This window comes from Catellatospora sp. NPDC049609 (genome assembly GCF_040675365.1).
In the GTDB taxonomy this organism is placed as follows: Bacteria; Actinomycetota; Actinomycetes; order Mycobacteriales; family Micromonosporaceae; genus Catellatospora.
Window position 1 is genome coordinate 1 of the sequence record NZ_JBFAOU010000209.1, and the last position, 12960, is coordinate 12960.

10 protein-coding genes are annotated in these 12960 nt (G+C 74.8%); all 10 read left to right on the top strand.

From position 1 onward, the window contains the following. Nucleotides 1-378 precede the first annotated feature (378 nt). The 10 genes from AB0J67_RS34810 to AB0J67_RS34855 all read left to right on the top strand — a co-directional run bounded on the left by AB0J67_RS34810 (nucleotide 379) and on the right by AB0J67_RS34855 (nucleotide 12955). Nucleotides 379-1098 carry a dihydrofolate reductase family protein gene (locus AB0J67_RS34810; RefSeq protein WP_363488957.1) on the top strand — a complete coding sequence of 240 codons (720 nt, stop codon included), beginning with the start codon at nucleotides 379-381 and terminating at the stop codon, nucleotides 1096-1098. Nucleotides 1099-1329: 231 nt separating this feature from the next. Beyond that, entirely contained in the window at nucleotides 1330-1824 is a 495-nt protein-coding gene (locus AB0J67_RS34815; protein ID WP_363488939.1) for a SigE family RNA polymerase sigma factor, read from the top strand. Beyond that, nucleotides 1821-2861, top strand: a complete 1041-nt coding sequence (locus AB0J67_RS34820) for a hypothetical protein (protein ID WP_363488941.1) — start codon at nucleotides 1821-1823, stop codon at nucleotides 2859-2861. Before AB0J67_RS34815 ends, AB0J67_RS34820 begins: the two co-directional genes overlap by 4 nt. A gap of 37 nt (nucleotides 2862-2898) precedes the next feature. After that, on the top strand, nucleotides 2899-3714 hold the full coding sequence (locus AB0J67_RS34825; protein WP_363488943.1) for a class I SAM-dependent methyltransferase: 816 nt from the start codon (nucleotides 2899-2901) through the stop codon (nucleotides 3712-3714). Between the two features lie 349 nt (nucleotides 3715-4063). Beyond that, a complete protein-coding gene (locus AB0J67_RS34830) occupies nucleotides 4064-5836 on the top strand; it encodes an ATP-binding protein (RefSeq protein WP_363488945.1) in 1773 nt (590 codons plus the stop codon). Between the two features lie 157 nt (nucleotides 5837-5993). Next, nucleotides 5994-7157: an exonuclease SbcCD subunit D gene (locus AB0J67_RS34835; protein ID WP_363488947.1), complete on the top strand. Its 1164-nt coding sequence runs from the start codon at nucleotides 5994-5996 to the stop codon at nucleotides 7155-7157. Further along, entirely contained in the window at nucleotides 7157-9634 is a 2478-nt protein-coding gene (locus AB0J67_RS34840) for an SMC family ATPase (RefSeq protein WP_363488949.1), read from the top strand. Before AB0J67_RS34835 ends, AB0J67_RS34840 begins: the two co-directional genes overlap by 1 nt. A gap of 23 nt (nucleotides 9635-9657) precedes the next feature. Next, nucleotides 9658-10608: a hypothetical protein gene (locus tag AB0J67_RS34845; RefSeq protein WP_363488951.1), complete on the top strand. Its 951-nt coding sequence runs from the start codon at nucleotides 9658-9660 to the stop codon at nucleotides 10606-10608. 498 nt (nucleotides 10609-11106) lie between these two features. Then, the gene (locus AB0J67_RS34850) at nucleotides 11107-12036 is read left to right on the top strand and encodes a lytic polysaccharide monooxygenase (protein WP_363488953.1); all 930 of its coding nucleotides are present in this window, start codon (nucleotides 11107-11109) and stop codon (nucleotides 12034-12036) included. 19 nt (nucleotides 12037-12055) lie between these two features. Further along, on the top strand, nucleotides 12056-12955 hold the full coding sequence (locus tag AB0J67_RS34855; RefSeq protein ID WP_363488955.1) for a DNA-3-methyladenine glycosylase 2 family protein: 900 nt from the start codon (nucleotides 12056-12058) through the stop codon (nucleotides 12953-12955). Nucleotides 12956-12960 lie beyond the last annotated feature (5 nt).

Consider the following 12960-nt stretch of genomic DNA (forward strand, 5'->3'; position numbering starts at 1 on the left):
TGACGGTCTCGGACAGCTCGATGGCGTAGTCCCCGACGGTGAGCATGCTGACCAGCATCAGCCGGTCCGCGATGACGGGCTCGGTGGTGGGCACGCGCGGGCGACTTGCCGCCGCCCAGCCGCGCCACGCGTCGCCCGGCAGCCCTACCCGACCGCTCCACGCCTGGCCCGACAGCCCTGCCCGGCCGGTCCACGCCTGGCCCGACAGCCCTACCCGGCCGGTCCACGCCTGGCCCGACAGCCCTGCCCGACCGCTCCACGCCTGCCCAGGCAGCCCTACCCGACCGCTTCACGGGTAACTCGGCAGTCCTGCCCGGAGGGGCAGCCAGCGGCCGCCGGGCGGCCGACGCGGGCCCGTCAAAACCGGTCGTCGCGGAGCTGGCCGCGCTGAGTGACGAGGACCTGGTCGCGCTCTACCCGCGCGGCGAGCAGCCGTGGCTGCGGGTCAACTTCGTGTCCGGGTTGGACGGTGCGGTGGCGGTCGACGGGCTGTCGGCCGGGCTGTCCGGGGCCGCCGACAAGCGGGTGTTCCGGCTGCTGCGCATGCTGTGCGACGGGCTGCTCGTCGGCGCGGGCACGCTGCGCGACGAGCGCTACCGGCCGCTCACCCTGGACCCCGCGCGGCGTGCCTGGCGGCAGGAGCACGGGCTGCCAGCGTACCCCCGGCTGGTGGTGGTTTCGGGGACGCTGCGGCTCGATCCGGCCGCGCCCGCGCTGGCCGGCGCCCCGGTGCGGCCGCTGATCCTGACCGGGCCCGCCGCGCCCGCGGCGGCCCGGCAGGCGCTGGAGAAGGTCGCGGACGTGGCCGAGGTGGCCGACCTGGCGGGGGGCCTGCGGCTGCTGCACGGCCTGGGGCTGGGGCAGCTGCTGTGCGAGGGCGGGCCGCTGCTGCTGGGCTCGCTCGGGGCGGAGGACCTGGTCGACGAGCTGTGCCTGACGCTGTCGCCGCTGCTGGCCGGGGCGGGCGCGGGGCGCATCACGGCGGGCGCACCGCATCCACCGCGGCCGATGCGAACCGTGCACGCGCTCGTCGCCGACGAGGGCTTCCTGCTCACCCGCCACCTCCGCCGGCACTCCGCCGCGCCCGCCGGTTCCTGATCGGGCCGAGGCCGAGCCGCCGGTTGCTGATCGGTCAGGTGGGCCGAGGCCCCGGGCGCTGATTCGGCCGCAGGCTGTGCCGCCGGTTCCTTGTCGGGCAAGCGGGCCGAGGTGCCGGTTGCCGATCCGGCCGCCGGCTGTGCCGCCGTGGCGTCGGGCCGATGCCGCGCCGCGGGCAACCGACCGCGGCCGCCGGGTGGTAGTACCGGGGACCGACACCCTGGAGGACCGGTGGCGCACGCCGACACCTTCGCGGACTTCGTGACGACGCGCTCGCCACGGCTGCTCCGCACCGCCTACCTGCTCACCCGGGACTGGGCGCTCGCCGAGGACCTCCTGCAGACCAGCCTGGTCAAGGCGTGGGACGCGTGGCGGCGCATCGAGGCCGACCCGGAGCCGTACGTGCGGCGCATCCTCGTCAACACGTACGCGACCTGGTGGCGGCGGCGCTGGCACGCCGAGCTGCCGACGGAGCACCTGCCTGAGCGGTCGGCCGGCGAGCCGCACCGCGCCGTGGACGCGCGCGACGAGGTCTGGCGGGCGCTGGGCCGGCTGCCTCGCCGGCAGCGGGCCGTGCTGGTGCTGCGGTACTTCGAGGACCTGAGCGAGGCGCAGATCGCCGACGCGATGGGGGTGTCGGTCGGCACCGTGAAGAGCCAGGCCGCCAAGGCGCTGGCCCGGCTACGGCTGGACGAGTCGCTCGTGTACGAGGGGGCCCACCGATGATCGACCTGAAAGAGCTGCTGGACGACCGCTCCACGCCGCCGCCGGACCTGGCCCAGCACCTGCGGCTGGGCGCGCTGCGGGGCCGGATCACGCTGCGCCGCCGGCGCCGGGCCGGCGTCGTGGGCACCTTCGCCGCGGTGGCCGCGCTGCTGGTCGCCGGGTACGCCGCGATCCCGGCGCGCCAGGCGGGGCCGGCCGACACGGCCACCTCCGACCGTGCGCTCGCCGAGTTCGGCCGGCACCTGGACGGGACCCGCATCGTCGCCGCGGCGGTGTCCGAGCCGGGCAATCCGACGGTCCGGCTGCGCTGGACGCCGACCACGTTGGACATCCGGCTCTTCGTGCGGTGCCGCACCGGGTCGGTGAGCGGCGTCAGCGCACTGGTCGAGGTCGACGGCGACGGCATCATGAGCGGCGGCTGCGGCCACAGCTTCGGCGCGCGCCTCGCGAACGAGCGGATGTGGGCCGAGACCGGACTCCAGGTCGGCAGGCCCGCCGTCTTCAGCCTGCACGGCCACGGCGAGAGCCTCGGCCAGGACCCGGACGGCGCGGACCGGTTCGCCCCCGCGCCGTGGGACGCGGTGTACGGGCTGGCGATCGGGGTGCGCCTGGCCACCGAGGCCTACCCGATGCCCTCCCCGCCCTCCCGGCTGTGGCCGCTCGACCTCGACCCCGGCGAGTACGGCCGGCAGACCGCGAACCCGGATCCGGCCGTACGGTGGCTGCACAGCGATCCGGCCGACCCGCTGCGGCCGGTGTCCACCACGATCGTCTGGCGCGGCCGGTACGACCTCGTCATGCAGTCGGTGACGCCGGGCACGCTGCGCGTGTCGGTCAACGGGGTCGAGGTCGACGGGGCCGACTGGTGGGACTACGGGGCGGCGGTGAAGACGTGGCAGTGGGAGCCCGGCGAGCCCCGGAACTGGGCCCGGATACCCGGCTTCAGCAGGCCCCAGCAGGGTGAGACGGTCACCGTGACGGTGACGCCGGAGGTCGTCACCGGGCCCTGGCAGGCGGTCATCCGCCCGGCCGCGTGACGTTATCCTCGCCCTTCGGCATACGGGAGGTGCGCGGGTGACGGAGTTCGACGAGTACGAGCGGCGGGCCTGGCGGGGACGGGCGGCTACCTACGCGCGCAGCTTCGCGCTGATGTGCGCGTACCCGGCGCCGGCGCTGCTGGACGCGGCCGGGGTCGGGGCGGGTCACCGGGTGCTCGACGTCGGCACCGGGCCGGGCACCGTCGCGGCGCTGGCCTGCGCGCGGGGCGCGGCCGTCACCGCGGTCGACCCCGAGGAGAGCATGCTCGACGCGGCCCGGCGCAACGCGCCCGCCGCCGACGTGCGGCACGGTGTGCTGCCCCGGCTCGACCTCGGCGACGGCGCGTTCGACGCGGTCACCGCGAACTTCGTGCTCAACCACGTGGGCGACCCGCCGGCGGCGCTGGCCGAGCTGCGGCGGGTCACCCGGCCGGGTGGGCGGATCGCGTTCACGGTCTGGCCGTACCCGCTGCCGCTGCTGCAGCGGCTGTGGGGCGACGTGTCCGACGCGCTCGGCCTGCCCGCACCGCAGCAGCCGCTGCCGCGCGTCGCGGCGGAGGTCAACTTCTCGCGTACGCCGGACGGGCTGCGCGGGCTGATGGAGCGGGTCGGGCTGGTCGACCTGGGCTGCCAGGAGCTGGCCTGGACCCATGAGGCCGACCCGGACGACTGGTGGGCCGCTCCCGCCAGCGGCATGGGGTCGCTGGGGAAGGTGCTGGTCACGCTGCCGCCGGAGGGCGTGGCCGAGGCGCGGGCGCACTACGAGCGGCTCACCGCCGACCACCGCACCCCCGCCGGCCGCCTCGCCCTCCCCACCGGCGCCCTCATCGCCTCCGGCACAGTCCCCCGCTGACGGGGCGGGCACGGTCGGCGCGAGGCGGCGCGGGTCAGCGCAGATCGGCCCAGGTCGGCGCGGGGGTGCGGCTCGGCGCGGGGCGCCGCTGCCGGGCGGGGCGCCAAGATCGCCACTTCGTGTCGAAAACTGCGGCCCGACCACACTTTTCGACCGCAGACAGCGATCTTCGCCGGACCAGCCCGCGCCGCTGAGGGGGCTTGGTCGCGGGTTCGGGTCGGGAAGTGGGGTAACGGCTTGGTTTTGGACCGGGGTGGTGATCATCGCGTGGCCGGGCGGGTGTCGGGGTGGCGACATGGGGAGCGGCGATTGTCACGGGGAGGGGCGCGGAAGGCTGGCTTTGTCGCCGGTGGCCGCTAGGGTCGTGCGGGTGAGCGAGGAGCAGCCGGGAACACCGGTCGGGCGGGTGCTGGGCACCGAGGACGCGAGTCCGCTGACCTTCTGGGTCGCGGTCGCCGAAGGGTCGTACCTGCAGCTCGACGACGTGGTGGTGACCCAGCGGACGCTGCCCGACCTCGGTGTGGTCACCATCGCCGGGGTGGTGACCAGCGTGCGGGCGCGCCACGAGGGGGCGAGCTTCGACTCCGACGTGTTCGCCATCGCCGACGGCATGCTGCCCGCACAGGTGCAGGAGGCGGCCGAGGTCACGGTCACCCGGGTCGATCCGGAGGTGTACGTGCCGCCGCTGCCGGGCGCGGTGGCGTTCCGGGCCGAGGGCGCGGCGCGCGACGGCGCGCTGTCGTTCGACCGCATGCAGCGCCGCCTGCCGATCGGCACCGGCCGCGACGGCATGCCCGTCTACCTCAACGCCGACTTCCTCGACGGCAGCCGCGGCGCGCACGTGTCCATCTCGGGCATCTCCGGCGTGGCGACGAAGACCAGCTTCGCGACGTTCCTGCTGTATTCGGTGTTCCGGTCGGGGGTGTTCGGCGGCGACGCGGTCAACACCAAGGCGCTGATCTTCAACGTGAAGGGCGAGGACCTGCTGTTCCTCGACCACCAGAACACGCGCCTCGACGAGCGCACCCGCGCGCAGTACCACAAGCTCGGCCTGGAGGCCGCGCCGTTCCCGCAGGTCAGCGTGTTCGCCCCGGCGCGGGCGGGGGATCCGACGGGCAGCCCGGACGTGGCCAGCCGGCTCACCGGCGTGGACCCGTTCTACTGGACGCTGGCGCAGTTCTGCACCGACCGGCTGCTGCCGTACGTGTTCGCCGACGCCGACGACGAGCGCCAGCAGTACACGATGGTGGTGCACTCGGTGACCGCGCAGCTGGCCAAGAACGCGGTGCCCAGCGACGGCGGCATCACCCTGGACGGGTTCCGGATCAACAGCTACGAGCAGCTCGTCGACCACCTGGTGGAGCAGCTCAACGACGAGGACACCCGCGGCATCTGGGCGGGCAGCTCGGTCGGCGTGGGCACCATCAACGCGTTCGCCCGGCGGCTGATCAACAGCAAGCGGGACCTGGCCCGGCTGATCCGCGGCGACCTCGCCGAGCGCCGCGCGCACAGCATCTCCACCGCGGAGAGCGCCCAGGTCACCGTGGTCGACCTGCACAACCTGCCGGACCGGGCGCAGCGCTTCGTGGTCGGCGTGACGCTGAAGACCGAGTTCGAGCGCAAGGAGAAGGCGGGCACGGCCAAGCCGCTGCTGTTCGTGGTGCTCGACGAGCTGAACAAGTACGCCCCCCGCGACGGGTCCAGCCCGATCAAGGACGTGCTGCTCGACATCGCCGAGCGCGGCCGCTCGCTGGGCGTGGTGCTGATCGGCGCGCAGCAGACCGCGTCCGAGGTGGAGCGGCGCATCGTGGCCAACTCGGCGATCCGGGTGGTGGGCCGGCTGGACCCGGCCGAGGCCGGCCGCCCGGAGTACGGCTTCCTCCCGCCCGCGCAGCGCCAGCGGGTGCTGCTGGCCAAGCCGGGCACCATGTTCGTGGGCCAGCCGGAGATCCCGGTGCCGCTGGCCGTGGAGTTCCCGTTCCCGGCCTGGGCGACCCGGCCCGGCGAGGCGGGCCCCGCGCCACGCGCGACGCTGGCGAGCCTGGTCAGCGCCGCCGACCCGTTCGCCGTGGTGGGCTCCGGCGCCCGCAACGGCATCCCCGACGACGACATCCCCTTCTAGCCCGCACCGACCCGCAGCGGCAGACCGCCGTCCGTGACAGCAGAGGAGCGACCCGACGTGAGCCCCGCAGGCCCCGGCGAACCGCGACTCGCGACGGCGACCGGCACGCCCCCCGCCAGCACGTACGACCCGCGATAAGGACCCGGAGGATCCCCCGATGCGCATCCTGCACACCTCCGACTGGCATGTCGGCAAGGTGCTCAAGGGCCGCTCCCGGATCGGCGAGCAGATCGCGGCGCTGCACGCGGTGGTCCAGGTCGCCAAGGCCGAGCAGCCCGACCTGGTCATCGTCGCCGGTGACCTGTTCGACGTCGCGGCGCCGTCGCCGGAGGCGACCAAGGTGGTGACCCGGGCGCTGAGCGCGCTGCGCGCCACCGGCGCCGAGGTGCTCGCGATCGCGGGCAACCACGACAACGGCGCGGCCCTGGACGCGCTGCGCACCTGGGCCGATGCGGCCGGGATCATCCTGCGCGGCCGGGTCAGCGAGCACCCGGCCGATCACATCGTCACCGGCACCACCCGCGGCGGCGAGCGGTGGAGCTGCGTCGCGCTGCCGTTCCTGTCCCAGCGGTACGCCGTGCGCGCGCTGGAGATGTTCGAGCTGACCGAGGCGGAGGCGCAGGCGACGTACGCCGACCACCTGGCGCGGCTGATGTCGCGGCTGGCGGCGGAGGCGTTCACCGATCCGGGCACGGTCAACCTGGTCACCGCGCACCTGACCGTGGTCGGCGGCACGATGGGCGGCGGCGAGCGCGACGCGCACTGCATCCTGGGCTACGCGGTGCCGTCGTCGGTGTTCCCGAGCAACGCGCACTACGTGGCGCTGGGCCACCTGCACCGGGCGCAGCTGCTGCCGGGCGCGTGCCCGGTGCGCTACAGCGGCTCCCCGATCGCGGTGGACTTCGGCGAGGAGGAGAACCGGCCGAGCGTGACCATGGTCGAGGTGACCGCGCAGACCTCGGCGCAGGCGCGTACGGTGCACCTGCCGGCCGCGACGCCGCTGCGTACGCTGCGCGGCACGCTGGACGACCTGGCCGCGCAGGCGGAGGCGAACAACGCCGACGACGCCTGGCTGCGGGTGTACGTCGGCGAGCCGCCCCGGGCCGGGCTGCGCGAGCAGGTGCAGGAGCTCTACCCCCGGGCGCTGGAGATCCGGGTGGACCCGTCGGTGCTGCCGGACGCGGCGACCCGCGCCGCGCGCCCGCAGCGCACCGGCAGAAGTGCGCCGGAGCTGTTCGGCGACTACCTGACCCATCGCGGGCATGACGACGCCGCGACCAAGACGCTGTTCGAGCGGCTCTACCAGGAGGTGTCCGGCTAGTGCGTCCCCTGCGACTGGATCTGCGCGGCTTCACCGTGTTCCGGGAGCCGACCACGGTCGACCTCACCGACTGCGACTTCTTCGCCCTGGTCGGGCCGACCGGCTCGGGCAAGTCGACCCTGCTGGACGCGATCTGCTTCGCGCTCTACGGCACCGCGCCGCGCTGGGGCGGCGGCCGCAGCGTCGCGCACGCGCTGGCCCCGTCGGCCTCCGAGGCGGCGGTGCGGCTGATCTTCGAGGCCGGGGGCACCCGGTACGCGGCCACGCGCGTGGTCCGCCGCGACGGCAAGGGCCGCGTGGCGACCCGGGCCGCGGGCCTGCAGGCGCTCACCCCGGGCTTCGACGCGTCCGTGCTGGACGGTGACGAGCTGCTGGAGGAGCTGGGCGAGGCGCTGGCGGGCACGCCCAGCGAGCTGGACCACGCCGTCGCGGACGTGGTGGGCCTGCCGTACGACCAGTTCGTCAAGTGCGTGGTGCTGCCGCAGGGCGAGTTCGCCGCGTTCCTGCACGCCCGGCCCGCCGAGCGGCAGGAGATCCTGGTCCGGCTGCTCGGCCTGGACGTGTACGAGAAGATCCGCGAGCGGGCCACGGCCCTGGTCACCGAGGCCAACGGCAAGCTGGCCGCGACCGAGCCGGTGCTGGCGGAGCTGACCGCGGCCGCCTCCGACGAGGCGATCGAGGCCGCCGAGCGCCGCGTGGAGCGGGTCCGGACGCTGGCCGCCGACGTGGACGCGGCGCTGCCGGAGCTGGTCGACGCGCAACGGCGGGCCGAGCAGGTGGCCGCCGACGCGTCCGCCGCCGAGCAGCGGCTGCGCGTGCTGACCGCGGTCGCCGCGCCGGCCGGGGTGGCGACCCTGGCCGAGGCGGCCCGGTCGGCCGCCGCCGCCGCGCAGGACGCCGCGATCGCGGTGGGCACCGCCGAGGAGTCCGAGGAGAAGGTGCGCGCACAGCTCGACGCCGCCGCCGACCCGACGGTGCTGCGCAGCCTGCTGGAGGCGCATGCCGAGTCGGCGCGGCTGGGCTCGCAGCTGTCCGAGCTGGACGCCGCCGCGACGCAGGCCGAGCAGCAGCACGAGTCCGCGCTCGGCGCGCAGCAGACCGCGCTGACCCGCGAGCGGCGGGCCGAGACCGCGCTGGCCGAGGCGCAGCAGGCGCTGCTGGCGGCGCAGACCGCCGACCGGGCCGCCTGGCTGCGGCGGGATCTGCAGGCGGGCCACGACTGCCCGGTCTGCACCCAGCCGGTGAGGACCGTCCCGGCGATGCCGGACCAGCCCGCGATGACCGCGGCGAAGAAGGTCGTGGAGCAGGCCGAGAAGGCGCTGGCGCAGACGCGTACCGGCCGGGAGGACCTGGACCGGCGCGTGGCCGACGCCGACCGGCGGCTCACCCGGGCCACCGCGCAGCGCGAGCAGCTCGCGGCCCGCGCCGCCGAGGTCGCCCGGGTGCTGGACGGTGCCGCGCCGGTCCCGGCGCTGCGCGAGCAGCTGTCCATCTCCGAGGCGCTGCGGCGCGAGCTGTCGGAGGCGACGGCGGCGCTGCGGACGGCCCGCGAGCAGCAGCGGCGCGCCGCGTCCGGCGCGCAGCAGGCGCAGGACCGGCTGGCCGCGGGCTGGCGGGCGTTCGACGCGGCCCGCGACAGCGTCGCCGCGCTGACCCCGCCCCCGGCCGACCGCGACGACCTGGCCGCCGCGTGGCGCGCCCTGGACCGCTGGGCACGCGAGCAGGCCGGTGCCGCGCAGGCCGCCCGCGACGGCGAACGTGCCCGGCTCGCCGAGGCCCGCCAGCACGCGGCAGCCCTGGTGGATCGGCTCGACGGCCTGTTCACCGCCGCCGAGCTGCCCCGCCCCGGCGCCGGCGAGCACCAGCGCGCCGCCGCCGTGGCCGTCGAGCGGGCCGCCGCCGCCCGCGACGCGCTGCTGGAGCGGCGCGCGCAGGCCGAGGCGCTGCGGGCGCAGCGGGCCGTGATCGAGACCGACCGGCAGGTGGCCACGGCGCTGGCCACCCACCTGCGGGCCAACAACTTCGAGGCGTGGCTGCTGCAGGAGGCGCTGGACGCGCTGGTCGACGGCGCGTCGTCGATCCTGCGCGAGCTGTCCAACGGGCAGTACGACCTGATCCACGAGGACCGCGAGTTCTTCGTGGTGGACCACCACGACGCCGGGCTGCGGCGTACGGTGCGGACGCTGTCGGGCGGCGAGACGTTCCAGGCGTCGCTGGCGCTGGCGCTCGCGCTGGCCGACCAGCTCGGCGGCCTGTCGCCGACGGCGAGCCTGGAGTCCATCATGCTCGACGAGGGTTTCGGCACTTTGGACGCGTCCACCCTGGACACGGTCGCCGCGACGCTGGAGAACCTGGCCGCCACCGGCGACCGGATGGTGGGCGTGGTGACGCACGTCCAGGCCCTGGCCGAGCGCATCCCGGTGCGCTTCGAGATCACCAAGGACGCCCGCACCGCCCGCGTGGAGCGGCTCGGATAGACGAGGGCTGGTAAGAAGATCTCATGAAGTTCCATGTGGACGCCTGGGATCCCGGCTTCGGAGCCAGCATCGAGGGCTCCGACCGCGGACCGGCCGAGGCGAGCAGCGCCAAGCTCGACGCCGAGATCGAGCTGCCCTCGGCGTCCTGGCGACCCCTGGACACCCCACCGGGCGTGCGCGCACCCGACGTGGTGCTGCTCGTCGACGGCGTACGCCGCACCGACGCGCGGCTGTGGATCGAGGACCACGACGGCGCCACCCGCCCCGGCCTGGCCAGCTCGTACGCCGCCGGCGTGGTGCGCTGCGAGCGCTCCACCGGGGCCACCGTCACCGGCGTGAAGGTGGAGCGCACCCTGTTCACGGCGGCGGAGCGCCCCTCCGATGTGGACGCCGGTCAGGCGGCCCGGTACCGCGCCGAGACCGTGCTCAACGCCGACGAGAAGGACCTGTCCAACCGCCTGCAGGGAGCGCTGACCGAGCTGGAGATCGAAGTCTCCCGCCAGCTGCGCGAGGACGGCGACCTGCTCATCGTGGACGGCCCACTGCGCAGCCGCGACGCGTTGCCGCGCACCCTCGGTTACATCAAGACCCAGCAGAAGCAGTACCTGCCCGAGCGCCTGATCGGCGTGGTCGCGGCGCTGCAGGCCGGGCAGCGCACGCCGCTGTTCCGGATCACCGGCGTCTACGAGCGGCTCACCTGGTACCTGCGCCTGCCGCACGGCGGCAGCTCGCCGTGGGCGGGCGTGGTGCGCGTGGAGTGCTCGGCGGAGGTGCCCGAGCATCAGGCGGTCGCGCTGGCCGACCTGTCCACGGCGACGATCCCGCGGTTCGCCTCACTGCCCTACAAGGACCCCCGCGCCCCGCAGAACCTGGTCCCCATCGCCGGCCTGGAGAAGAAGCTCCGCCACCTGCTCGGCGACGGCAAGCTCCTGCACCGCGCCCTCGCCCTGGCCGCCCACCGCACCGCAGCCTGACCCGCTGCCCACCCACGAGCGCCAGCCCCGTGCGGCTGGGCTGGGCTGGGCTGGGCTGGGCTGGGCTGGGCTGGGCTGGGCTGGGCTGCGGCGATGATCGCGATTTCGTGCCCAGAAGTGCAGTGCCACTCCACTTCCCGACACGAACCTGCGATCTCCTTGGCAGGACGCACCCCACCACCGCCAAGATCGCGTCGATGTTGCGCGAACTGTTAGGGATATGCCCGATTTAGGCGTGTCGCCCCACAGTTCGCGCAAGATCGGCGCGGAGATCGGCGCGGCGGTGGGTGGGAGGTCGGGTCGCGGGCCGGATGAGAGGGCTCGGGGGCTGAGGGATCGCGCGGTCATGGGGTCAGGCGTTCCTTAACTTTGCCTGAAATGCGGGAGTGGGCAGGTGGCGAGGGGTCTGTGGGTCATTGATCGGCGTGGACGTGAGGCGTAAGTTCATCTCTTAGTTAAGTTTCCTTATCGGAACACTTCGTTAGAGAGGTGAACCGCATGCGCGCCGCTTCCCGCGCTGCCATCGCCACCACCCTGCTGGCCGTCGTGCCCACGCTCGCCGTCATCGCCCTGACCGGGACCGCGTCGAGCCACGGCACCATGACCACCCCCGCCAGCCGGGTCTACCAGTGCTACCTGCAGGGCCCGGAGTCGCCGGACACCCCGGCCTGCCAGGCCGTCGTCGCCCTCGGCGGCACCCAGCCGCTCTACGACTGGAACGAGGTGAACATCGCCAACGCCGCCGGGCAGCACCGCAGCATCATCCCCGACGGCAAGCTGTGCAGCGCCGGGCGCAGCAAGTACGCCGGGCTCGACCTGGGCCGCAGCGACTGGCCGACCACCACGCTGCCCGCGTCCGGGTCGTACACCTTCCGCATCCGCGCCACCGCCCCGCACCTGGGCAACTGGCAGCTCTACATCACCCGGCCGGGCTACAACCCGGTCACCCCGCTGCGCTGGAGCGACCTCGAGGCCAGCCCGTTCCTGAACGTCACCAACCCGGCGGTCGCCGACGGCTACTACAGCCTCACCGGCACCATCCCGGCCGGGCACGCCGGACGCCACCTGATCTACATGATCTGGCAACGCTCGGACAGCCCCGAGGCGTTCTACTCCTGCGCCGACGTGGTGATCGGCGGCACCGTCCCGTCGCCGTCCGCCTCCCCCAGCGCGTCGCCCAGCGCCTCGCCGTCACCCAGCACCTCGCCGAGCGCGTCGCCCAGCGCCTCACCGAGCAGGCCCCCGTCGCCGTCGGCCAGCCCGTCGGCCAGCCCCACCGGCAACACCCCGGCCTGGGCACCGAACGTCAGCTACGCCGTCGGCGCCCGCGTCACGTACAACGGCAAGGTCTACACCTGCCGTCAGGCGCACACCTCGCTCACCGGCTGGGAGCCGGCGACGACCCCCGCGCTGTGGCTGGCCGTCTGAGCGTGGCAGATTCGATGCCGTGACCGAGCGACACGAGCTGCCCGAGCGATACGACATCGCCTCGACGCTCGGGCAGCTCAGCCTCGGCCGGCACGACCCCTGCTCGCGCTGGATCGACGGCGTGTACTGGATGGCTGCCCGGACCCCCCAGGGTCCGGGCAGCCTCGCCCTGCGGTCCGCGGGCGGCCACCTGCACGTCGAGGCGTACGGCGAGGGCGCGGGCTGGCTGGCCGAGCGGGCCGACGCGATCGCGGGGCTGCGCGACGACGTCACCGGCTTCGCCGAGCTGGCCACGGCGCACCCGTTCGTCGCCCGGCTCGCCCGCGAGCACGCCGGGCTGCGCCTGCCCGCCACCGGCCTGGCCTTCCCCCGGCTGCTGCGGGCGGTGTGCGAGCAGAAGGTCACCGGCACCGAGGCCTACCGCGCGTACTCCGCGATCGTGCGCAAGCTCGGCAGCAAGGCCCCCGGCCCCGCCGAACGGCTGTGGCTGCCACCGGACCCGGAGGTCGTCGCGGCCACGCCGTACTACGAGTACCACCCGCTGGGCCTGGAGCAGCGCCGCGCCGACACGCTGCGCCGGGTCGCCGCCCAGGCCGCCCGGCTGGAACGCCGCCCCGACAGCGCCAGCCTCACCGCCCACCTGCTCACCATCCGCGGCATCGGCCCGTGGACCGCCGCCGAGACCGCCGCCGTCGTCTTCGGCGACCCCGACGCCGTCAGCGTCGGCGACTTCCACCTGCCCAACTTCGTCTGCTACGCCCTCGCGGGCGAACCCCGGGGCACCGACGCCCGCATGCTCGAACTGCTGGCCCCCTTCACCGGCCACCGCGGCCGCGTCTGCCACCTCATCGAACTCTCCGGCCTGGGCGCCCCCAAATACGGCCCCCGCATGCCCATCCGCACCTTCCGCACCTACTGACCCCC

Coding starts and splice junctions, on each gene's coding strand:
- AB0J67_RS34845 (WP_363488951.1), top strand. CDS start 9,658: ATGAAGTTCCATGTGGACGCCTGGGATCCCGGCTTCGGAGCCAGCATC.
- AB0J67_RS34835 (WP_363488947.1), top strand. CDS start 5,994: ATGCGCATCCTGCACACCTCCGACTGGCATGTCGGCAAGGTGCTCAAG.
- AB0J67_RS34820 (WP_363488941.1), top strand. CDS start 1,821: ATGATCGACCTGAAAGAGCTGCTGGACGACCGCTCCACGCCGCCGCCG.
- AB0J67_RS34850 (WP_363488953.1), top strand. CDS start 11,107: ATGCGCGCCGCTTCCCGCGCTGCCATCGCCACCACCCTGCTGGCCGTC.